This is a genomic window from Neorhizobium sp. S3-V5DH (assembly GCF_004343065.1).
Lineage (GTDB): Bacteria > Pseudomonadota > Alphaproteobacteria > Rhizobiales > Rhizobiaceae > Neorhizobium > Neorhizobium huautlense.
Genome location: NZ_SMCL01000002.1, coordinates 115685 through 137462 on the forward strand (window position 1 = coordinate 115685; position 21778 = coordinate 137462).

Annotated in this window: 26 protein-coding genes; 12 read left to right on the forward strand and 14 right to left on the reverse strand. The window is 60.8% G+C overall.

Features of this window, described 5'->3' with window-relative positions:
* The first annotated feature begins 27 nt into the window (after positions 1-27).
* The gene (gene prmB, locus EDE09_RS04060) at positions 28-966 is read left to right on the forward strand and encodes a 50S ribosomal protein L3 N(5)-glutamine methyltransferase (RefSeq protein ID WP_105370280.1); all 939 of its coding nucleotides are present in this window, start codon (positions 28-30) and stop codon (positions 964-966) included.
* Positions 967-969: 3 nt separating this feature from the next.
* Here the strand turns inward: prmB and clpS are convergent, their stop codons facing one another.
* From clpS to EDE09_RS04075, 3 genes are all read right to left on the reverse strand, one after another.
* Positions 970-1278 (reverse strand): ATP-dependent Clp protease adapter ClpS, encoded by a 309-nt coding sequence (gene clpS / locus EDE09_RS04065; RefSeq protein ID WP_105370281.1) that lies wholly within the window; start codon positions 1276-1278, stop codon positions 970-972.
* A gap of 95 nt (positions 1279-1373) precedes the next feature.
* Positions 1374-1778, reverse strand: a complete 405-nt coding sequence (locus EDE09_RS04070) for a type II toxin-antitoxin system VapC family toxin (protein WP_105370282.1) — start codon at positions 1776-1778, stop codon at positions 1374-1376.
* Positions 1765-2055, reverse strand: coding sequence for an AbrB/MazE/SpoVT family DNA-binding domain-containing protein (locus EDE09_RS04075; protein ID WP_112800942.1), 291 nt, complete (start codon positions 2053-2055; stop codon positions 1765-1767). Before EDE09_RS04075 ends, EDE09_RS04070 begins: the two co-directional genes overlap by 14 nt.
* 161 nt (positions 2056-2216) lie before the next feature.
* Here EDE09_RS04075 and ychF point away from each other — a divergent pair, with 161 nt between their 5' ends.
* The 3 genes from ychF to EDE09_RS04090 are packed head-to-tail and all read left to right on the forward strand — an operon-like array spanning position 2217 to position 4276.
* On the forward strand, positions 2217-3320 hold the full coding sequence (ychF, locus tag EDE09_RS04080) for a redox-regulated ATPase YchF (protein ID WP_105370284.1): 1104 nt from the start codon (positions 2217-2219) through the stop codon (positions 3318-3320).
* 21 nt (positions 3321-3341) lie between these two features.
* Entirely contained in the window at positions 3342-3812 is a 471-nt protein-coding gene (locus tag EDE09_RS04085; protein ID WP_105370285.1) for a MaoC family dehydratase, read from the forward strand.
* Complete coding sequence (locus EDE09_RS04090; protein WP_132409049.1) at positions 3809-4276, forward strand: MaoC family dehydratase; 468 nt, start codon at positions 3809-3811, stop codon at positions 4274-4276. Before EDE09_RS04085 ends, EDE09_RS04090 begins: the two co-directional genes overlap by 4 nt.
* Positions 4277-4301: 25 nt before the next feature.
* On the opposite strand, the gene EDE09_RS04095 is transcribed toward EDE09_RS04090, so the two are convergent.
* From EDE09_RS04095 to petA, 4 genes are all read right to left on the reverse strand, one after another.
* The gene (locus EDE09_RS04095; RefSeq protein WP_132409051.1) at positions 4302-4838 is read right to left on the reverse strand and encodes an adenine phosphoribosyltransferase; all 537 of its coding nucleotides are present in this window, start codon (positions 4836-4838) and stop codon (positions 4302-4304) included.
* Positions 4839-4951: 113 nt separating this feature from the next.
* The gene (locus tag EDE09_RS04100) at positions 4952-5836 is read right to left on the reverse strand and encodes a cytochrome c1 (protein WP_105370287.1); all 885 of its coding nucleotides are present in this window, start codon (positions 5834-5836) and stop codon (positions 4952-4954) included.
* 28 nt (positions 5837-5864) lie between these two features.
* Positions 5865-7187, reverse strand: a complete 1323-nt coding sequence (locus EDE09_RS04105; protein WP_105370288.1) for a cytochrome b N-terminal domain-containing protein — start codon at positions 7185-7187, stop codon at positions 5865-5867.
* Positions 7188-7201: 14 nt separating this feature from the next.
* Positions 7202-7780, reverse strand: coding sequence for a ubiquinol-cytochrome c reductase iron-sulfur subunit (gene petA / locus EDE09_RS04110; RefSeq protein WP_105370289.1), 579 nt, complete (start codon positions 7778-7780; stop codon positions 7202-7204).
* Positions 7781-8174: 394 nt separating this feature from the next.
* Here petA and EDE09_RS04115 point away from each other — a divergent pair, with 394 nt between their 5' ends.
* On the forward strand, positions 8175-9119 hold the full coding sequence (locus EDE09_RS04115; RefSeq protein WP_132409053.1) for an endonuclease/exonuclease/phosphatase family protein: 945 nt from the start codon (positions 8175-8177) through the stop codon (positions 9117-9119).
* Positions 9120-9122: 3 nt separating this feature from the next.
* Here EDE09_RS04115 and EDE09_RS04120 read toward each other — a convergent pair whose 3' ends face one another.
* Together EDE09_RS04120 and EDE09_RS04125 are read right to left on the reverse strand one after the other, a co-directional pair.
* Complete coding sequence (locus EDE09_RS04120; protein WP_132409055.1) at positions 9123-10988, reverse strand: ABC transporter ATP-binding protein; 1866 nt, start codon at positions 10986-10988, stop codon at positions 9123-9125.
* Between the two features lie 110 nt (positions 10989-11098).
* The gene (locus tag EDE09_RS04125) at positions 11099-12952 is read right to left on the reverse strand and encodes an ABC transporter ATP-binding protein (RefSeq protein WP_132409057.1); all 1854 of its coding nucleotides are present in this window, start codon (positions 12950-12952) and stop codon (positions 11099-11101) included.
* A 383-nt stretch (positions 12953-13335) separates the two neighbouring features.
* Between EDE09_RS04125 and EDE09_RS04130 the strand changes: the two genes are divergently transcribed.
* Together EDE09_RS04130 and EDE09_RS04135 are read left to right on the forward strand one after the other, a co-directional pair.
* On the forward strand, positions 13336-13797 hold the full coding sequence (locus EDE09_RS04130) for a tRNA (cytidine(34)-2'-O)-methyltransferase (RefSeq protein WP_105370293.1): 462 nt from the start codon (positions 13336-13338) through the stop codon (positions 13795-13797).
* Positions 13798-13936: 139 nt separating this feature from the next.
* On the forward strand, positions 13937-15589 hold the full coding sequence (locus EDE09_RS04135) for a Na/Pi cotransporter family protein (protein WP_132409059.1): 1653 nt from the start codon (positions 13937-13939) through the stop codon (positions 15587-15589).
* Between the two features lie 11 nt (positions 15590-15600).
* Here EDE09_RS04135 and EDE09_RS04140 read toward each other — a convergent pair whose 3' ends face one another.
* Complete coding sequence (locus EDE09_RS04140) at positions 15601-15798, reverse strand: hypothetical protein (protein ID WP_132409061.1); 198 nt, start codon at positions 15796-15798, stop codon at positions 15601-15603.
* 78 nt (positions 15799-15876) lie between these two features.
* Here EDE09_RS04140 and soxR point away from each other — a divergent pair, with 78 nt between their 5' ends.
* A complete protein-coding gene (gene soxR / locus EDE09_RS04145; protein ID WP_105370296.1) occupies positions 15877-16371 on the forward strand; it encodes a redox-sensitive transcriptional activator SoxR in 495 nt (164 codons plus the stop codon).
* An 82-nt stretch (positions 16372-16453) separates the two neighbouring features.
* Here the strand turns inward: soxR and EDE09_RS04150 are convergent, their stop codons facing one another.
* From EDE09_RS04150 to EDE09_RS04160, 3 genes are read right to left on the reverse strand one after another with little or no spacing between them, the layout of a single operon-like run.
* A complete protein-coding gene (locus EDE09_RS04150; protein ID WP_112800930.1) occupies positions 16454-16870 on the reverse strand; it encodes a GFA family protein in 417 nt (138 codons plus the stop codon).
* Between the two features lie 46 nt (positions 16871-16916).
* Positions 16917-17381: an SRPBCC family protein gene (locus EDE09_RS04155; RefSeq protein WP_132409063.1), complete on the reverse strand. Its 465-nt coding sequence runs from the start codon at positions 17379-17381 to the stop codon at positions 16917-16919.
* 1 nt (position 17382) lies between these two features.
* A complete protein-coding gene (locus EDE09_RS04160) occupies positions 17383-17697 on the reverse strand; it encodes a helix-turn-helix domain-containing protein (RefSeq protein WP_132409065.1) in 315 nt (104 codons plus the stop codon).
* Positions 17698-17966: 269 nt separating this feature from the next.
* Here EDE09_RS04160 and EDE09_RS04165 point away from each other — a divergent pair, with 269 nt between their 5' ends.
* Positions 17967-18404, forward strand: a complete 438-nt coding sequence (locus EDE09_RS04165; RefSeq protein WP_245505070.1) for a hypothetical protein — start codon at positions 17967-17969, stop codon at positions 18402-18404.
* Positions 18405-18514: 110 nt separating this feature from the next.
* Positions 18515-19726: a hypothetical protein gene (locus tag EDE09_RS04170; protein ID WP_132409067.1), complete on the forward strand. Its 1212-nt coding sequence runs from the start codon at positions 18515-18517 to the stop codon at positions 19724-19726.
* 21 nt (positions 19727-19747) lie between these two features.
* Here EDE09_RS04170 and EDE09_RS04175 read toward each other — a convergent pair whose 3' ends face one another.
* Complete coding sequence (locus EDE09_RS04175) at positions 19748-20005, reverse strand: hypothetical protein (protein WP_105370301.1); 258 nt, start codon at positions 20003-20005, stop codon at positions 19748-19750.
* 172 nt (positions 20006-20177) lie between these two features.
* Here EDE09_RS04175 and hemF point away from each other — a divergent pair, with 172 nt between their 5' ends.
* Together hemF and EDE09_RS04185 are read left to right on the forward strand one after the other, a co-directional pair.
* Positions 20178-21092, forward strand: a complete 915-nt coding sequence (gene hemF / locus EDE09_RS04180) for an oxygen-dependent coproporphyrinogen oxidase (protein WP_105370371.1) — start codon at positions 20178-20180, stop codon at positions 21090-21092.
* 479 nt (positions 21093-21571) lie between these two features.
* Positions 21572-21763 carry a DUF1059 domain-containing protein gene (locus tag EDE09_RS04185; protein WP_105370303.1) on the forward strand — a complete coding sequence of 64 codons (192 nt, stop codon included), beginning with the start codon at positions 21572-21574 and terminating at the stop codon, positions 21761-21763.
* Positions 21764-21778 lie beyond the last annotated feature (15 nt).

Below are 21778 nucleotides of genomic sequence, written 5' to 3' on the forward strand. Positions count from 1 at the left end.
AAAACAGATACAATCGGAAAATCTGGAATGAACAAGGCTACCAACCCGAGCGACGTCACCGGCGAGCTCTTCACGCTTCGCGACTACTGGCGCTACGCCATCTCCCGCTTCAACGCGGCCAACCTGAGCTTCGGGCACGGCACGACGACGGCGGGTGACGACGCCGCGTTTCTTATCCTCGATTCGCTCGACCTGCCGATCGACGCGCTCGATCCGTTTCTCGATGCGCGCCTGCTGCCGGCTGAACGCCGTCTCCTCGCCGAGCGGATCGAGGCGCGCGTCACAACCCGCAAACCAACGTCGTACATTACCGGCCATGCTTATATTCAGGGCGTGCGTTTCCACGTGGACGAGCGGGTCATCGTGCCGCGCTCGCATATCGGCGAAATCCTGTTCTCCGAATACCTGAGCGGGGAAGGCTCGTCCTTCCTCCCGGATCCCCTCAGCGTGGAAAGCGCGGTCGACATCTGCACCGGTTCCGGATGCCTTGCCATTCTGGCGGCCAAGTTCTTTCCCAATGCGGAAGTCGACGCTGTCGACCTCTCTCCCGATGCGCTGGAAGTCGCGAAACTCAATGTCACGGAGCACGGGGTCGAGGGCCAGGTCAGCCTTTATGAAGGGGACTTGTTCGCGCCACTGGGCAAGAAGAAATACGATCTGATCATCACCAATCCGCCTTATGTGGATCATGAGGCAATGGAAGGCTTTCCAGACGAGTTCCGCGCCGAACCCGCCATGGCTTTCGATGGGGGTGAAGACGGGCTCGATATCGTCCGGCAGCTGCTTGCCGAAGCGCCAAAGCACCTCAACCCGGGCGGTGGCATGCTTTGCGAGATCGGCTCGGGGCGGGAGATCCTTGAAGAGGAATTTCCGGATCTCGAACTGCTGTGGCTGGAAACGGCGGAATCCCAGGATGCCGTCTTCTGGGTCAGCGCCGAAGCACTGGGCGTCCAAGCCGGGGAATAAGCCCTATTCCTCGGGTTCCGTCGTGAACATCAGCGGATAACCCGCATCCTTGGCGAGATCCACGGCCTCCTTGGCTTTGGTCTCGGCGATATCCTTGGCGCAGACCACGACCACGCATGTGCCCATGCGATGCGCCGTCAACATGACCCGATAACCGGTCTCCTCGCTCATGCGGAAGACGGCCTTCAGCACCATGATGACGAATTCGCGCGGCGTATAGTCGTCATTGACGAGTATCACCTTGTAGAGCTTCGGCCGCTCGACTTTGGGCTTTGTGGTCGTTTTCGGTTTTAGGGTAGTGTCCTCGGCCATCGGCCTCTCCTGACGATGCAATCCTATCGGGAGACATGCCGGCTATATCGCACCGCAACCGCCATATTTCAAGCAACCGGTTGGTGAACGGCAGGTCAGCCTGCATCGGAAAGCAACAGGCAGTCGCGGCCTTTTGCGCGGATGATAGCGACCGCACGCTTGTCGAAACTCACAAACGTATCACCACCTACTCGTCGACCTTCGAATTCGATCACGCCGTCAGCGAAATCTCCGCCGGCATCAAGAAAGGCGAGGCCGGCCTCAACGGCGTCGCGATTGCAGGAGATCCTTGGATCATCGACAAGCTTACGCAGTGACAATGCTATATCGGGTGCATCAAGCTTATAGCTTCGCGAAAGGACCCAGACAAATTCGCAAATCGCCGGGAGCGGCAACGCGATTGCATCAAGCTCGGCAAGATAACGTCTTGCCAGGTGGGACTGCCATACATCGTCATCGAGCACCGCCCGTAGGAGCAGGTTCGTATCAGCGATGATCATTTTCGCCCGCCCAGGCCTTCGCGATCTCTTCGTTGATTTCCTCGATGGTCAAGTGAACGTTGTGCTTATTCTTGAGGCTTCCGAAAAATGCTTCGAGTCCGCCTGTCTTCTTAGCTTTGACGACATCCTTACCGGTGGTTTTCAGGGCTGACAGTTCGAGCGTTCCGTCGGCGCGTTCCACCACGGCAACCTGGTCGCCCGGCCGCATCCCGAGACGCTTCAGGACATCCTGAGTGAGCGTTACCTCGCCCTCTTTCGTCACTGTGAAAACGGTCATTGCCGACTCCTTCTCCGTTAAAATAAGATCAAATGGCCCTGCCCGCAAGGCAACCGCTCTGGCCCTTTCGCCTTGCAGTGTCCCGACCAAGCCTTGACCGTCAGGACAGTTTCCCCCATAGCCACAGCAACGAAATTTCTAGCGATATAGGGTCCGGACCCATGGGTTTTAAATGCGGTATCGTGGGCCTGCCGAATGTCGGCAAGTCCACCCTCTTCAACGCACTCACCAAGACGGCGGCAGCGCAGGCCGCCAATTATCCCTTCTGCACGATCGAACCGAACACGGGCGAAGTGGCCGTTCCCGATCCCCGCATGCAGAAGCTTGCGGCAATCGCCGGCTCCAAGGAAATCATCCCGACGCGCATCTCCTTCGTGGATATCGCCGGCCTGGTGCGCGGCGCGTCGAAGGGTGAAGGCCTCGGCAACAAGTTCCTGGCCAACATCCGCGAAGTCGACGCGGTCGTGCATGTGCTGCGCTGCTTCGAGGATGACGACATCACCCATGTCGAAGGCCGCATCGATCCGGTCGGTGACGCCGACACCATCGAGACCGAGCTAATGCTCGCCGATCTGGAAAGCCTGGAACGCCGTGTCGAGCAGACCCGCAAGCGGGCGACCGGCAAGGACAAGGATTCGATCGCGCAGCTGCCGGTGATGGAAGCGGTGATCAAGCTCCTGAACGACGGCAAGCCGGCCCGGCTGCTTTTGAAGACGCTGGCGCCCGAAGAGATCGAGATCCTGAAGGGCCTCAACCTTCTGACCTCGCACCCGGTTCTCTACGTCTGCAACGTCGCGGAGGCCGATGCATCGACCGGCAACAAGCACACCGAGGCCGTCGCGGCGATGGCCAAGGAACAGGGCGCCGAATGCGTCGTCATCTCGGCCGCGATCGAGTCCGAAGTGGCGCAACTTCCGGAAGAGGAGGCCAAGGAATTTCTCTCCGCGCTCGGGCTTGAAGAAGCAGGCCTGGACCGGCTGATCCGCGCCGGTTACCATCTGCTGGACCTGATCACCTATTTCACCGTCGGCCCCAAGGAAACACGCGCCTGGACGATCGTGCGCGGCACCAAGGCGCCGCAAGCCGCCGGCGTCATCCACACCGACTTCGAACGCGGCTTCATCCGTGCGTTCACGATCTCCTACGACGATTACATCAACTTCAAGGGTGAAGTCGGGGCCAAGGAAGCCGGCAAGGGGCGTGACGAAGGCAAGGAATATGTCGTCAATGACGGCGACGTCATCCACTTCCGCTTCAACACCTGATATCGAGGGCGGGAGGGCCTCATGGCGGGAAACGAATTCTATTTCGAGGACTTTACGGCCGGGCGGGTTTTTCCCCTCGCGTCGAAACTGGTGACGGCCGGCGAAATCATCGAATTCGCCGGGGAGTTCGATCCGCAGCCCATGCACCTGTCGGAGGAAGCCGGCAGGGCCAGCATTCTCGGCGGGCTATCGGCCTCCGGCTGGCACACGGCCAGTGTATTCATGCGGATGATGTTCGACGGCTGGCTGTCGCGTTCCTCGTCTGAAGGCTCTCCCGGCATCGAATTCATGGAATGGAAGAAGCCGGTGCTTGCCGGCGATACGCTTTCCGGCAGGTCCACCGTTCTGGAGTCTCGCCCCCTGCGCTCGCGCCCCGGTATTGGCCTCGTGAGGTTCCTTCATCAGGTGGAGAACCAGCGTGGCGAGATCGTCATGCGCGGGGAAAACCCCATCATGATGCGCTTGCGCGCGGCCCGCGAGGACGCCGCATGAGGCTGATCGAACTCTCCCCGCCGGGCCGCAAAGTGGTCACCGGCACCCTGCTTTTCACCACCGAGGATATCATCCGTTTCGCGAAAAAGTTCGATCCGCAGCCCTTTCACGTGGATGCGGAAGCGGCGAAGGACTATGTCTTCGGCGCCCTTTGCGCCTCCGGCTGGCACACCTGCGCCGGCTGGATGAAGACCTACATTGCCTATTGGACGAAAGAGGTCGCGCGCCTTGAGAGCGAAGGTCTCATCGCTCCGAAGCTCGGTCCCTCCGCCGGATTCAAGAAGCTTCAGTGGCTGAAGCCGGTTTATGCGGGCGACACTATCACCTATTCCGTCCAGCTCACCGAAAGCCGCCCTCTCACCTCGCGCTCCGGCACCTTTATCAACATGACCATCAACGACGGCGTAAACCAGCACGGCGACGTGGTGATGCGCTACGAAGGCACTGTTCTCGAGTTTGCGTAGGCCGGGCTGGCGTTCGCCCTCCTCCCTAATGGCCTGCGAACTCCACCAATGTCCTGACCTCGACGCCGAGCGTTTCGAGCTTCTTGCGGCCGCCGAGGTCCGGCAGGTCGATCACGAAGCAGGCCGAGACGATCTCGGCGCCCAGCTGCCGCAGCAGCTTCACAGCGCCCTCGGCAGTGCCGCCGGTCGCAATCAGGTCGTCCGTCAGGATCACCTTCTCGCCGGGCTTCACCGCGTCCGCATGCATCTCCATTTCGTCGACGCCATATTCCAGGCTGTAGGCGATGCGCACCGTGTCATGCGGAAGTTTGCCTTTCTTGCGGATCGGCACGAAGCCAGCCGAGAGCTGGTGCGCGAGCGCGCCGCCGAGGATAAAGCCCCGCGCCTCGATGCCGGCGATCTTGTCGACACCCAGGCCCACATAAGGCCGCACCAATTCGTCCACAGCCTGCCGGAAAGCGGCCGCGTCGCCGAGCAGCGTGGTGATGTCGCGAAAGATGATGCCAGGCTTCGGATAGTCCCGGATGGAACGGATTGCGGCGGAGAGATCGGATTTGGACATGAGACCCCGAGAGAAAAATGGCAGATGGCGGGAGGCTAGCCTATCAAGTCGGCAACTCTCTCCCAACAAAAAAGCCGGCATCGCTGCCGGCTTTTTCATGCGAGGCGAAAGCCTCAGTGTTCCTTGTTGGCGTAGACCGACTTCTTCGTCAGGTAGATCAGGCCGGTGAAGATCACCAGGAAGACCATGACCATGAAGCCGGTGCGCTTGCGCTCTTCCAGATGCGGCTCTGCAGCCCACATCAGGAAGGCAGAAACGTCCTTGGCATACTGATCGACCGTCTGCGGAGCCCCATCGTCATAGGTCACCTGATCCGCGCTAAGCGGCGGAGCCATGGCAAGAGATGCGGACGCAACGAAATAAGGATTGTAGTGCGTGCCTTCCGGGACTTCCATACCGGCAGGCGGCTCCTGATAACCGGTGAGCAGCGAATAAATATAGTCCGGTCCGCCTTCCTGATACTGCCTGAAGATATCGAAGACGAATTGCGGGAAGCCGCGGGTGACGCCGCGCGCCTTGGCGATCAGCGAGAAATCCGGAGGAGCCGCACCGTTGTTGGCAGCGGCAGCGGCCTGCACGTTCGGGAACGGCGACGGGAAATAGTCCGACGGCACGGCCTTGCGCGCAAACATCTCGCCATCGTCGTTCGGGCCGTCCTGAACCTCGTAGTTCGCCGCGAAGGCTTTGACCTGCGCTTCCGAATAACCGAGGTCTTCCAGCGTGCGGAAGGACACCAGCTTCATGGAATGGCAGGCGGAACAGACTTCCGTATAGACCTTCAGGCCGCGCTGAAGCTGGCCCCTGTCATAGTGGCCGAACGGACCGGCAAAGCTCCAGTCAACCTGCTTCGGATGCTGGATCGGATAATGCGGCGTGCCGCCTTCCGCGTGCTCTCCGCCGGCAGGTGCTGCAGCGTGATCGTCCTGAGCGACCGCCGAAGCGGCGCCGAACCCTGCCAGAAAGGCCAGCGACACGAGGCTTGCAACAAGCTTTTTCATTTTTTTAATCCCTCTCGGTCGCGTACTGTCAGGCGCGGGCTGTGGCAGCGGCTGCGGCGGATTTACCGTTCTTTTCGAGAACGGCTTCCGTGATGGAGTTTGGAATGCGCCGCGGCGTCTCGAACAGGCCGAGCAACGGCATGATGACCAGGAAGAAGCCGAAGTAGTAGAGCGTGCCGAGCTGGGAATAACCGACGTAGTTGCCCGCAAGTTCGCCCTTGAACAGCAGCGCCAGCAGTCCGCCGCCTTCTGCGGGCATGGCGCCGAGCCAGCCGAGCATGATCGCATCGACCACGAAGAGCCAGAAAAACAGCTTGTACCAGGGGCGGTAGACGGCGGAGCGGACCTTTGACGTGTCGAGCCAGGGCAGGAAGAACAGGATGATGATCGAACCGAACATCACCAGAACGCCGCCGAGCTTGGAGTCGATCGGGCCGACATTGAAGGTGATGGCGCGCAGCATCGCGTAGAACGGCAGGTAATACCATTCCGGAACGATGTGAGCAGGCGTCTTCAACGGGTCAGCCGGAATGTAGTTGTCCGGATGACCGAGATAGTTCGGCATGTAGAAGATGAACCAGGCATAGACGATCAGGAAGACCGATACGCCGAGCGCGTCCTTGAGCGTCGCATAGGGGGTGAAGGCGACGGTATCCGTCTTGGTCTTCACTTCGACGCCGGTCGGGTTCGTCTGGCCGGTGACATGCAGCGCCCAGACGTGCAGGACGACGACGCCGGCGATCATGAAGGGCAGCAGGTAATGCAGAGAGAAGAAGCGGTTGAGCGTCGGCTGGTCGACGGCGAAACCGCCGAGCAGGAACTGCTGGATCCACTCGCCGACCAGCGGGAAGGCCGAGAAGAAGCCGGTGATGACGGTTGCGCCCCAGAAGGACATCTGACCCCACGGAAGCACATAGCCCATGAAGCCGGTGGCCATCATCAGGAGGTAGATGACGACGCCGAGGATCCAGAGGATTTCGCGCGGCGCCTTGTAGGAACCGTAGTAGAGGCCGCGGGCGATATGCAGATAGACGGCGATGAAGAAGAACGACGCGCCGTTCGCGTGCATATAGCGCAGGAGCCAGCCGTGGTTCACGTCGCGCATGATCTTTTCGACGCTGTCGAAGGCGACGCCAGTCGCTGCGGCATAGTGCATCGCAAGCACAACGCCCGTCAGGATCTGCACGATCAGCATGACCGACAGCATGGCACCGAAGGTATATGCGTAATTGAGATTGCGGGGAACGGGGTAGGAAACGAAACTGTCATGGATCATGCGCGGCAGCGGAAGCCGCGAATCGATCCACTTTTCGATGCCGGTCGATGGCTGGTATGTGGAATGACCGCTCATAAGTATTTATCCCCTCACCCGATCTGGATCACTGTGTCGGACGTAAACGTGAAAGTCGGAATGGCAAGGTTCTCCGGCGCCGGACCTTTGCGGATACGGCCCGCCGTGTCGTAGTGCGAGCCGTGGCAGGGACAGAACCATCCGCCGAAATCGCCGGCCTGGCCGAGCGGAACGCAACCGAGATGGGTGCAGGAGCCGATCATGACGATCCAGTTTTCCTTGCCTTCGCCAGCCGAACGATCAACTGCCGTCGCTTCTGCATCGGCCGGAAGGTTGGCATTGCGGGCGACAGGATCCTTCAGGTCAGCCAAGGCAACGGCATTCGCCTCTTCCACTTCCTTCGGCGTACGGTTCCGGATGAAGACCGGCTTGCCGCGCCATTTGACGGTCAGAGACATGCCCGGCTCGAGCGCTCCGACATTCACCTCGATCGAAGCCAGCGCCAGCGTCGAGGCATCCGGACGCATCTGATCGATGAAAGGCCAAGCGACCGATACCGCGCCGACCACGCCGGCCATGCCGGTCGTCAGGTAAAGGAAATCACGGCGCGTAGGCTCGCCCAGTGTTTCGCTATGTGTCTCGTGCTCGCTCACGGCTCAATCTTCCTTCTCACGCAATTCGCGAAAACCGCATTGCTCCCGTCCCAGGCGAATCTCGGTTGAACACAATTCGAACATAGATTCCCCGGCAATTCGGCGCGTTCTATGCTTGATCGCAAAATATGTCCAGTCTTGGCAAGTGCTGCGGGCCAGTTTGTCGCGGGAAAACTGAACGGTTGCGGCGCTCTAGTAACGCGGTCGCTACAAGCCTCCCAGACACGAGAATGGACCGATCCCGCGCCTCCCGAAAATCTCGGTTTTTCATGGCGCTCGATCGAAAATCGCCGGGCCGACCGTTAACCGCTTTCGAGCCCACCGCATTGCAACAGACCGGAGCGCATGATAGGCGAACCGCACGGCGAAAGGCGGCCGCTGCGGACGGACCTGAATGAGACAAGCATTATCGGTTGCCATCTGCGTCATCGTGTCGCTTGTTCTTGCCGCAATCGGCACCCGCTACGTCCATCCTCACTGGATATTGGCAACGCTTTACAGCCTGCAGCTGCATGCAGCGGCGCTGTGCGTCCTCGCCATGATCCTTGCCCTGGCGGTGAAGCGGCACTTCTCCGTCTGGTTGCTGTTTGCCGCCTCACTTCTTTTTACCGGCCACGCGGTGCTGATGGGCCGGGAGTTTGCCGCAGTGCCGTCCGCGGAGGAGGCCCAAGCGCCGACCGTCCGTCTTCTCTCTTTCAACATCCTCAACGACAACTACGAAAACGCTGGGGACATCGTCCGCGCCATTGCGGGATCGGGCGCCGATCTCGTCAACATTATGGAGGCGGCTCCGCTGCGCGTTCACCTTGATGAACTGGCGAAGACATATCCCTACCGCGTGGGCTGCGGCGTCATCATTCCGCTCTGCGATCAGTTGATGCTATCCAAGACACCGATCGAAACGCCGATCGTCCGCAGCCTCAGCGACATCTTCCCCTCGCGCTTCATTCTCGCAAAGGTCACTGTTGCCGGCCGGACCGTCAATCTCGTCGGGATCCACACGACGAAGCCCTATTTCGACAATTTTCACTCGCAGGAACTGATCCGTGCCGCTCTGGCGATTTCGGAAGCGGAAGGCCCGCTTCTGCTATCGGGCGATTTCAACGCGTCGAGCCTCGCGCCGAACATGCGACGTTTCCTGCGCCTGACCGGGCTCAAGACGGTGGAATGGGAGCCGGCGACCTGGCCCATTCGCGCGGGCGTCTTCGGCGTCCCCATCGACCACGTCTATGCGCGGCCACCGTTAAAGATAAAGTCGTTGACGCGGCTTGCCGACGCCCACGGGTCGAACCACTACGGATTGATGGCCGAGATCGCCATTACCGGCCCCGCACCCTGAATCCTATTGGGCCGCATCCGCCGCCAGAAAGCCCCCCGATTGCCGTGCCCAGAGCTCAGCATAGAGGCCGCCGCGGCCGATGAGCTGGCCGTGCGAGCCTTCTTCGATGATCCGTCCCTGGTCCATGACGATCAGCCGGTCGAGCGCCGCGATCGTGGAGAGCCGGTGGGCGATCGCCATGACCGTCTTGCCGTGCATGAGCCGCTGGAGATTGGACTGGATGGCGGCTTCGACCTCGGAATCGAGCGCCGAGGTGGCCTCGTCCAGAACCAGGATCGGCGCGTCCTTCAGCATCACCCTGGCAATGGCAACCCGCTGCCGCTGACCGCCCGAAAGCTTGACGCCCCGTTCGCCCACATGCGCATCGAAACCCTTGCGGCCGCGCTGATCCTCCAGCGCTGCGATGAACGCGTCGGCCTCCGCCTTTCGCGCCGCCTCGACAAGCTGCTCCTCCGTCGCATCCGGCCGACCGAACAGGATATTGTCGCGGATCGACCGGTGCAGCAGCGAAGTGTCCTGCGTCACCATGCCGATTTGCGCTCTCAGCGATTCCTGGGTCGCCTTGGCAATATCCTGGCCGTCGATGAGGATGCGCCCGCCTTCGAGGTCGTAAAAGCGCAGCAGCAGGTTGACGAGCGTCGACTTGCCGGCGCCCGAGCGTCCGACGATGCCGATCTTTTCTCCCGGCCGGATCGTCAGCGACAGGTTGTCGATGACGCCCCTCCGCCTGCCGTAATGGAAGCTGATATTCTCAAACCGGATTTCCGGACGCGTGACGACAAGCGGCGCCGCATCCGGCGCATCCACGAGCCCGATCGGCTGCGAGATCAGTTCCGCGGAATTCTGGATCGTGCCGATATTGCGCATGATACTGTTCAGCTGCGTCATCAATCGGCCGAGGAGAAAGTTCAGCCGCAGCATCAGCGCCAGCGTGAAGGCGACGGCGCCGGAGCTGATCAGCCCCGACAGCCAGAGATGCACGCTCATCGCGGCCATGGTGACGATCATCGTGCCGGAGAGGAAAGCCATCGAGGCTCGCACGCTGGTGAGCAGGCGAGTAAAAGCGATGATCGTCTCCTGGAAAGTCTCAAAGCCCGACCGCATGTAGCGGTCGTTGGCTTCGTCGCGGCCGAAGAGACGAAGCGTCTGGATATTGGAATAGGCATCCACCATCCTCCCGCTGATCATCGAACCGGCCTCTGCCGATGCCTTGGAATGCTCGCGGATGCGCGGCACGAAATATTTCGCAAGCACCGCAAATATCGAAAGCCAGGCGACGACCACGACAGCTAGGCGCCAGTCCAGTTGCGCCACCAGGGCAATCGTAGAGACCGAATAGATGCCGACGAACCAGACGCTTTCCATGAAGGACGTCAGCACGTCCCCCGTCGCCTGCCCCGCCGACCAGACCTTGGTGACGATCCGGCCAGAAAAATCGTTCTGGAAGAAGCTCAGAGACTGGCGGGAAACATGGATATACGACTGCCAGCGCACCAGGTTGTAGAAACCGGGCGTGATGATCTGCTGATCGACCAGCGCGGTGAACAGGCCGATCAGGAAGCGGCCGATGAAAACGACCAGCGCCATGACGACCAGCTCTGTCCCATGTTCGGCAAAGAGCCCGGACCAGCCGTCCGCGGGTTTGGCCGTATCGAGGATATCGACCAGCCGGCCCACATACCAGAACATCGCCGCTTCGACGCCCGCGGCAAGACCGCCGAGCACCAGCATGGCGAAGAAGGGAAGCTTGGCCTGCCGCACGTAAAACCAGATGAAGCTTATCAGGCCGGCAGGCGGCTTCAGGTCGTCCCGCCTCTCGAACGGCTTGATCCAGTTTTCGAAAGTGCGGAAGACCGTTTTCAACATCACCCCGATATAGGCGGATTCCCCTCTCCGGCAAAGGAGAATGGACGGATGACCGGCTTACATTTTCGTAACTTCGGCCATGAGGGAAGGAGAATGATGGAAGAAGCGGCGGATTACTCCGCCGCCTCGTCTTCGAGCGCGTGATCGCCGAGGAAGCCGCCGGACTGGCGGTTCCAGAGGTCGGCATAGATGCCGCCGGAAGCGACCAGTTCCTGATGCGTCCCGGCCTGCACGATCCGGCCGCGGTCGAGTACGATCAGCCGGTCCATTTCCGTCAAGGTCGAGAGCCGGTGGGCGATCGCGATCACCGTCTTGCCCTGCATCAGCGCAAAGAGGTTTTCCTGGATCGCCGCCTCGACTTCGGAATCGAGCGCCGAGGTCGCTTCGTCGAGCACCAGGATCGGCGCATCCTTCAGGAACACGCGGGCGATCGCGATCCGCTGCCGCTGGCCGCCCGAGAGCTTCACGCCCCGCTCGCCCACATGCGCTTCGAGCCCCTGGCGTCCCTGCATGTCGGAAAGTCCCTCGATGAACTCCCAGGCATTCGCCCGCTTTGCCGCCTCGATGATATCCGCATCGCTGGCATCCGGCTTGCCATAGGCGATGTTGTCGCGGATCGAGCGATGCAGCAGCGAGGTGTCCTGCGTCACCACGCCGATCAGCGAGCGCAGGCTGTCCTGCGTGACAGCGGAGATATCCTGACCGTCGACCGTGATGCGCCCCCCTTCCAGATCGTAGAACCGAAGAAGGAGGTTCATCAGCGTCGTCTTGCCGGCGCCCGAGCGACCGACGAGGCCCACCTTCTGCCCCGCCGGAATATCCAGCGTCAGGCCATCGATGACACCCTTGCCCTTGCCGTAGTGGAACCGGACATGGTCGTAGCGGATATGGCCCTTCTTCGCGGCAAGCCTGGTCGCCTCGCGCTGGTCGACGACATCATGCGGTTTCGTCATCATCGACATGCCGTCATAGACGGTGCCGATGTTTTCGAAGAGCGCGGAAATCTCCCACATCACCCATTGCGACATGCCGTTGATGCGCATGGCGAGGCCGATGGCGATCGCGATGGCTCCGATCGAAATGGCGCTGTCCAGCCAGAACCAGATCGACAGGCTTCCGACGACGAACAGCGCCGCACAGTTGTAAAAATAAACCAGCGCCTGGAAGCCGGTCACCTTGCGCATCTGCGCGTGAACGGTCTTGAGGAAGACGTCCATCGCATCGCGCGCATAGGCTTCCTCGCGACCGGCGTGCGAAAACAGCTTCACCGTCGCGATATTGGTATAGCTGTCCACCACACGGCCGGTCATCATCGACCGTGCGTCGGCCTGTTCGGACGAGATCTTGCGCAGGCGCGGCACGTAATAGGCGACCGTCAGCGAATAAACGATGATCCACAACACCAGCGGTGCGGCCAGGCGCAGGTCGGCCGACGCCACGACCGCCACCATCGACACGAAATAGGTGACGACATAGACGAAGACGTCGAGCACCTTCATCACCGTTTCGCGGATCGCGAGAGAGGTCTGCATCACCTTGGTCGACACCCGGCCGGCGAACTCGTTGGCGAAGAACGTCATCGAGTGCCGGAGCAGGAAGCGATGCATCTGCCAGCGGGCGATCATCGGGAAGTTGCCCATCAGTATCTGGTGCATGATCAGCGAATTGAACCCGGCAATCAGCGGCAGCGCGATCAGGACAACGAAGGCCATGAAGACGAGCTTCGTCCCTTCCCTCTCAAGAAAGGTCGCCCGGTCGGCGTTCGACAGCCAGTCGACGATGTCGCCGAGGAACTGGAAGAGCATCACTTCGCCGATCGCGATCAGCATCGTGCAGATCGACATGATCACGACCCATGGCCATACCGGCTTGGTATAATGCCACAAGAAGGCCAGCAGGCCGGAAGGCGGCAAGGTAGGCGTCTCATCCGGATAGGGATTGATGCGCCGTTCGAACCACGAGAACATGAAAAAGCTCCGTAAGTCGGACTGCCGTCGTTCTCCCGTGGACGTGGTAGAGACCAGGGGCGGACGGCGAAATTTAAGATAGCGCGGCCTTGTGCCGGCCACGGAACGAATCAAAGATGGGAAAGTTTGCGTGAAACCGCGAAACGCCTAGGCCAGACGAATAATGTTCTGGCAGCGGAGGCGCGAGAGCACGGTCATATCCATGTAGGCCTCCGTCGGCTGGCGTTGAAATGCAGGTTCCTTCTATCCCGTCCACGACAATTTGGAAAGGGTAAATCGACGCAAACATTACCTCCGCAGCTTTCATGTTGCCCGATCGTCACAGCTATGCCGGGTACTGAAAACACTTGTGTCCTGTTGCCGGTTTCCCGTAAGCACCGGAAATGACCACGCTCCGCATCGCCCTTTACCAGCCCGATATCGCCGGGAATACCGGTACGATCCTCAGGCTCGCCGCCTGCCTGGGGCTCGGCGTCGATGTCATCGAACCCGCCGGCTTCGACATCTCCGACCGCAATCTCAAGCGGGCCGGCATGGACTATTTGGCAAGCGTCGCTCTCGAGCGCCACGTCAACTGGCAGCGTTTCGACGAATGGCGAAAGGAGAATGGCCGCCGCCTCGTGCTTGCCTCCACCAAGGCCGCCCTGCCCTATACACGTTTTGAATTCCGGGCGGACGACATTCTTCTCTTCGGCCGCGAAAGCGCCGGCGTGCCCGATCACGTGCACGAGGCGGCTGAAGCGCGTATCCTGATCCCCATGGTCGAGGGCCAGCGCTCCATCAATGTCGCCATGTCGGCGGCGATGATCGCCGGCGAGGCGCTCCGGCAAACCAGCTGGAACTAATCCTACACCAATATAGCCATATACTGTCGCGAACGGCACTGTGCACAGGTGTGCAGCCGGCCTATATTCATTAGCCGGCAACCTATAATTCCCGCCTGTTTGCGCCGTCGCCGGCCGTCGGGGACCAAGGAGCATCCGCATGCAATCGACGATCGTCATCATCAACCTCCTCGGCGCCGTCTCGCTGTTGCTGTTCGGCCTTGGGCAGGTGAAGCATGGTGTGACGAGAGCTTTCGGCACCCGTCTCCGCGCCGGGCTTGCCACGGGCACCCGCAGCGGCTGGCGATCTTTCGTGTCCGGCCTGATCGCGACCATCGCGCTCCAGAGCTCCACCGCAACCGCGCTCACCGTCGCCTCCTTCGCGGACCGCAACCTGATCCGCCCGCGCATGGCGCAGATCGTTTTGCTCGGCGCCAATGTCGGCACTGCCGTCACGGCCTGGCTCGTCGCTACCGGCATCGAATGGCTTTCGCCGCTCATCATTCTCATCGGCCTCGTTCTCCATCGGGCGCGCTCGGGTACGCGGCAAGGCGCCGGCACGGCGCTGATCGGAGTCGGCCTGATGCTGCTGTCGCTGCAGCTGCTCGGCCTCGCGACCGAACCGATGCGCCAGTCGCCGGCGCTCGGCGCGTTCATCGGCCTCCTCGACAACGCCTGGCCGGTTGCACTTGTCGTCTCTGCGGCACTTGCCTTCGTCTCCTCGTCCAGTCTGGCGGCCATCGTGCTCATCCTGTCGCTCGCCTCGACGGGAATCCTGTCGACGGGCCTGATCATCGTGCTGGTCCTGGGCGCCAATCTCGGCGGCGCCATTCCGCCGGTGGTCGCCACACTCTCCGGGCCGGCCCCTGCCCGGCGCATCACGCTCGGCAACCTGATCGTCCGGGGCATCGGCTGCGCCATCGCGCTGCCGCTCGCGGGCTTCGGCGCGGAAATCATGCAATCGCTGCCGCTCTCGCCCGCGAAACTGCCCGTTGACGCGCATCTTGCCTTCAACATCCTTCTGGCGCTTGTCGCCTGGCCTTTTTCAAGGCTTTTATCCGACATCACCGCCCGCCTCGTCGCGGCGGATCCGGAAGTCGAAAGCGGACCGCGCTTCCTTGACCCCCAGGCGCTCGGAAATCCCGTCATGGCGCTCGCCAACGCCACCCGCGAGGTGCTGGGCGTGGGCGACGCGATCGAACGGATGCTGATCCGTGCGCAAAATGCCTTCAAGCACAACGACCTTGCGCCGCTTGCGGAGATTGCCGCGTTGGAGCAGCGTGTCGACAGCCTTCAGCAAGAGGTAAAGATCTACCTGTCGAAGCTCGGCCGTCAGGGCCTCGATGCCGAGAGCGCGCGCCGTTCGATCGCCATCATCGACTATGCCATCAACCTCGAGCATATCGGCGACATCATCGAAAAGGGCCTCTGCGAGCAGGTGCGCAAGAAGGTCTCGAATGGCCTGAAATTCTCCGACGACGGCTACCAGGAACTTGAAAGCCTCTTCAATCTGACCATCGACAATCTGCGCGCCGCCCAGACCATCTTCGTGACGGGCGACTTCAACCTCGCCCGCCAGCTGATGGAGATCAAGGTCGATGTCCGCCGCCTCGAGAAACGATCGGCGGAGCGCCACCTGGAGCGTCTTCGCGATGGCAGGATGGAAAGCCTCCAGACGAGCTCGCTGCATCTCGATCTGCTGCGCGATCTCAAACGTATCAACGCCCATATCGTGTCCGTCGCCCATCCGATCCTCGACGACAGCGGCATGCTGGTCGAAAGCCGCCTTCGCCTCGCCGAACCGCGCAACTGAGCCGTGCGAGGTCATGAGCGGCCTCCTTCGGCCCTCGCCTCCCTGAGCGGTTCCACATTCGGCAAGCCGGAGAACCGTGCGGCAATGCCGGGCAGCGACGCGGAAATCGTCGCCCCGGACATGAAGGTCAAGGTGCTGACCGAAAGCAGGGTGGAGTTGCGGGAAAAATGCGGATTGGCAGGCAGGCTGCCGGCAGTTTCTGTCTTCATGAGACGACGCTCCCTGGGTTTTGTTTCACGGGAGCACCTGCTATAGAACCTCAAGTAATATTGAGGTCAAGGGTCGCAATGCAGAAAAATTTCGATGAACGGATCCAGCTCGAGCTTTCCGTCGGAGACGTGGCCCGCAGAAGCGGCGTTGCCGTCTCGACGCTCCATTTCTATGAGGAGAAGGGCCTAATCCAGAGCCGCCGCAATCGCGGCAATCAGCGGCGCTATCCGCGGTCGATATTGCGGCGGGTTGCCATCATCAAGGTTGCCCAGAAGACGGGCGTGCCGCTGGCCGAAATCCGCGATGCCCTCTCCGTGTTGCCCCACGACCGCCCCCTCACTGCCAAGGACTGGCAAAAGCTGTCGGAGACCTGGAAACGCCAGCTTGACGAGCGGATCGCCGGCCTTACGGCGTTGAGAGATCAACTGAGCGGTTGCATCGGCTGCGGTTGTCTCTCCATGCAGGACTGTCCGCTCCGCAATCCCCACGACGTCCTCGGCGAGACCGGGCCCGGGCCGATCCTTCTGGACATCGAAACACTGTCCGGCGCCGAGGAAGATCACGCCGGATAGCAGGTTCAGGACCCGTAGCCCACTCCCGCTGCTTGGCACCTCCGGGTCGAACTGACCGACATTGTCAACAGTTGCGGCGGAGTTATCGGGGCGGCATTTTCTCGAATCTGTGCAGCGAGGCATCGATCGTGTCCCACGCATGGCCCCGGATGCTGTATGTGACGGCTTGCGGATTGAATGCGGCCGGGTCGTCGAGGCTCCCCGCGGAGATCGCAATCGGATCCGGCATTGCGGGAAATGTCAGGTAGACCGGCGTTCCGCAGGTCGGGCAGAAGGCATGGATCTTTTCGTTGCCGCTATCGCTCGTCACCCGCCAGGTGTTCGCTTCGCCGGTAATCGTCACATCGGCGCGACGGGGGAAGGTCAGATAGGATCCGTGCCCGGTGCCGCTTCGCTTCTGGCAGTCGCGACATTGGCAATGGTTCTCGAAGATGGGTTGGCTGCTCGTTTCATAGCGGATCGCGCCACACGCGCATCCGCCGATATAGGCCTTGGTCATTGTCATTCTCCCACTGGCAGACTTGTTGATTGGCACCGCAAGGAATTCATGCCGATTTCGGCTTGGCGAAAACATCGAGCCCCTGCCCGGTTTCCAGGAAGGATTTCAGGCTTGAAAGGACGACCGGCCAACCGCGCATGACGCCGTTCGCCATCCCGCTACCAGCTTCGAGCTCGTCGTGGCTGACGGTCAGCCGGACCATGTTCTCGTATTCCTCGATCGAAAACGTCACCCGGCTGTAGCTTGCCGGATCGGAGGCCTGCGAAGCGTTCGCCCAGGTGATGACGAGACGGGTGGGCGGTGAAACCTCGACGACCTCGCCGACGAGTTCGACGCTGCGCTCTTCATTGGCGCGAACATGTTCCCATTTCGATCCGGGCCTCCAGTCGGAGACGTTCTCGTGGCCCCAGTAGCGCCTTGCGACATCCGGTTTCGTTATGGCCTCGAACACCTCTTCGGGCGTCGAGAGAATGTAGGTCACGTAAACAAAGCTGGTTGTCTCTTTGGTCATATCACTCTCCTTCGAGTTCCTTCTTCAGATCGTGCAGCAGGCTGAGCCGCTGATGTTCGAATTTCCGCACCCACCGCTCGTAGACCTCGTAGAGGGGCACGGGGTTGATGAAATGCAGCTTTTCCCGACCGCGCTTGACCGTGCTCACTAGATTGGCCGCCTCCAATATCTCAAGGTGCTGGGTGGCGGACTGCCGGGCCATGTCCAGATTCTCGCAAAGCTGGCCGAGCGTCTGCCCGTTCTTCTCGCAAAGAAGATCGAGCAGCTTTCTGCGTGTCGGGTCGCCCAGCGCCTTAAAAACCTTGTCCGTGCCCATCGATCTCGCTCATCTATGAAGGTAGAATATGCAGGTAAATACCTGCATGTCAAATGACAGTTGCCCCTTGACCCGTCGTTCGTCACTGGCGCTCTACCGGGAGGGCGGCCGGTGTATTCGGGACGACGCGCCGGGATGCTCGATTGCCTACGGAAGAAAGTCCTGAATTTCTTCGTTCAGGTTTAACCAACACCCTGTTAAATGGCAGCCATGCCAAGCCCGCCCGAAACCGGCCTGGTTCCCACGCCACCCGCAGCAAAGGTCCATGGATGCCTGCTCGTTTTCCTCGTCTGCTTCTGAGCTTGCCGGTTTTGATTTCGGCGATCGCCACCTCTCCCGCCGCCGCGCAGCAGGCGGATCATTACTCGGCGGTAAGCAATACGGCGATGAGCGTGACCGGGGACATCTGGTTGGACGATTTCAGCATCACGTTCGAAAACGAAGAATCTCTCGCCTTCTCGGACCTGGTCGCCGATCATTTCCGTGTCGATGGCAGGCGCATACCGGCTTCAGTCTATCGCGTGGAGGATCCTGCCGACCCCGAGCTCGAAAACGGCAACCAGCTCTGCGGAACCGGTGACGTCACCTATGTCGCCAACTGGGCGGCGGGCGACGGCCTGTCGGCTATCGCCGTCTTCACCGGCAACAGGCCTCCGAAAAGCAGCGAGGAGATGTGCGCTCTTTATACCTACGAAGATCCCCGATAAGCGGACTTGCTGTCGCACCTGCGAAAATGCGGTTGGCAGTGCAGCATGTTTATGAGAAGCTTCGAACATGAATGCTCGCCACGAACGAACGTCTACCCGACGAGGCCATCATGTTCCCTACCGCATTCACTCACAACATCACGCAGTTTGCACGCACACTCAGCCTGCCTGAGCGCCTGCAGAACACGCCGCTTCGCAACCTGTCCCTTGAAACCTTGCGGCGGCGCAACACAACGCTGGATTCCCTTTTCTACGACATCAAGACCATCACGCCGGAAGAGGCCTTCTACATCAGCGACTCCCTCGCCGCCGAAGGAGCGATCCTCATCGTTCCGCCCTCGGACGGTCCTCTGCTGAAACTTTATGATACGCTGGACGATTTCATCATCGCGGGCGGAGACAAGATCGACATCCTCGCCGTGGCGGGTGTGGGAAGTTCCGCCCTCGGTTCGGCCGCCTTCGCCCGCAATGTCGCCAACGCTGCCGGGCGGCCGGTGGCCGTTGTTGTTTCGGGTTACGGTCTCGCTGATGTGGCAACCGAGGCGCTGGGCGGCTACTTCCTGTTCGGCTACCTTAACCAGATCCGACATACCTTTGAAATTCTGGACGAATTTTCCGGACGGCCGAAATTTGGAGCCGCACCGCACCTCGACCCCGAGCGGCTCGCAAGCCGCAGCCTCGACACGCAGACTGTCAGGGCAATGCTGGCAGATCCCCGCTTGTCCTTCCGCCTGCTCACCGGTCACTCCAAAGGAAACCTGGTTCTGTCGGAGGCCCTTTACGACCTTGCGGAAACGGACGCAGCGGCTGCGGAAAAACTTGCCCTGAACGCCAAGATCGTGACCTTCAGCGCCCGTATCGCCATGCCGCCCCTGTTTAAGGATGTGGTGGACGTGATGGGAGGATGGGATTGGTTCGGCGAGATCAACTCCCGCACCTTCATTCACAATGATGAAGTGGTTCCCCAGGCCTGGCATCACACCAATACGGAACTTCCGAGCCATCTTCCGGTAACGGCAGTCTTGCGCGAAATTCTGGCTCGCGCCGAAGCTCCCGAAGAAGTGGCTCAGCCGGCTGCAACCGCTCCGGAAGCCGCGCCAGCCGAACCTGTGCAAGCAGCCATATCGACCGTTCCGGCGCCTGAAGAGCCGCCATTTGCGCCATCGGTCGAAGAGCAAGGCGAAGAACAGCCTTCCCTGGAAACATCTCCAGCTCAGCCGGAACCTTCCCCGACACCGGTCGTTGCGGTGGCTCCCGCACCGCATCCGCCAATGCGCCGGGCGCCGCGGTCCGGCAAGCGTCCAGGTTCAAAGGCGAGGTAATCCGGAAAATTTCTTCGCGGCTCAATCTGCGCTCGGTAGCCGCCGCATCGTGAATTCGATGCGGTCGCCGTCGAGCTGGCGCCAGCTTTCCACCTCGGTCCAGTATGCGGCCTTGGGAAATTCATCGAACCACTGCCGGGCTTTTTCGCGCGCCTCCTCCCGCGACAGCAGGAAGGTTTCCCGGACGAACATTCCGGAGCGCTCGCCGGCTTTCTCCTGCCGGTGGCGTTGGATCCTGCGCCTCAGCCCGTCGAGCGGCGGTGGTGTGAATTTCGCCATGAGAGCCTCTCATCCGCACCTGTCTGAAGTTTAGAATAATGCTCGCAGACACGCTTTGCGAGTCTCATTTTCTACCCGCGACAAGCTATGGAATGGTCCGCGAAAGCTATAGATGCTAATGGCCAGCGGGAAAAATGCGAATCGCGCCAAGGAGATGGCGAGAGGACTGAATATGGAACGGCCGGAACTACCCAAGGGCTTGCCCGAGGATATCGAAGAGAAGAAGGCTGTCGCCAGGGCGTGGTTCGAAAGCCTCCGCGACACCATCTGCGCCTCGTTTGAATCGCTTGAAGACGAGCTCACCGGACCGCTTTGCGATCAGGAGCCGGGACGCTTCCAGAAGAAGGACTGGCAGCGCGACGAAGGCGCAGGCGGCGGCGGCAAGATGTCGATGATGGAAGGCCGCGTCTTCGAAAAGGTCGGCGTTCATACCTCCACCGTCTTTGGCGAATTCTCGCCCGATTTCCGCAGCCAGATCCCAGGCGCAGAGGAAGACCCCCGCTTCTGGGCATCCGGAATTTCGCTGATCGCCCACCCGGTCAACCCCAATGTGCCGACGGTCCATATGAACACGCGGATGGTGGTGACGTCGAGCAACTGGTTCGGCGGCGGAGCCGATCTGACACCGGTGCTTGATCGCCGTCGCACCCAGACCGATCCGGACAGCACGCTCTTCCACCGGGTGATGGAAATCACCTGCACCCGCCATGCGGCTGTGGCCGACTACGACCGCTACAAGGCCTGGTGTGACGACTATTTCTTCCTCAAGCATCGTAACGAGCCACGCGGCATCGGCGGCATTTTCTTCGATTGGCTGCATTCCGACGAGGAAAAAGGCGGCTGGGCAGCCGACTTCGCCTTCGTTCAGGATGTCGGACGCGCCTTCAATCTGGCCTATCCGAAAATCGTACGGTCCAATTTCAACAAGCCATGGACGGAAGAAGACCGCGACGAGCAGCTTATCCGCCGCGGCCGTTACGTGGAATTCAACCTGCTCTATGACCGCGGCACGATCTTCGGTCTGAAGACAGGCGGCAATGTCGAATCCATCCTGTCGTCTCTTCCTCCGGTAGTCAGGTGGCCGTAAGACGCCCTGGTCCGGCGTCACCTGCGGCGTTTTAGCTATAGCTTAACAAAAGTCATTTCAAATTTCCTGCGCTGTGCTAGCTTCCCTTTCGGTAGCACCGGGAGGAGGATGCGATGACTGCATCAACTAGCATACCAATGCCAAATGCGTCCGATGCAAAGGACGCGCTCCGAACCACCGACAGTCCCCAAATAATCGAACGCCTCGCTACAGAAATGCGGGTGAAAAGCGGCGGCGAACTGCCCCATGCCTTCTGTGTGGAACAGGTAAGGCGTCAGCTTGCGGGCAAGGCTTACGAGACCGCGCCAGCCAATGACCAACCCGGCCGGCACAGGACCTCACAGGAGGCTTCAGTCTTCGAAGCCTGGGCCTTGTGTGATTACTAGCGGGAACGGCGGAACGGGTTCCGAGTTATCGCTCTAAGGCGGGCAGACGGAGGAATTTCTTTCCGCCCGCCGACGGCAACAGGAGGAGACGTCATGCGATTGTTCGAATGCGGAACTCTCGTGCCGGGCTGCCAGTGGCACACCCGCGCCGAGGAAGATGCCGAAGTTGTCCGCCGAGCCGTGGAGCACATGCGCACGGCCCATGGCGAAGAAACCATTCGCGAAAACATGATCGAAAACATCAAGGCGCGCATTCGCAACGACGATAGCGCCGCCGCGGCCTGATCCCGTAAACTATCA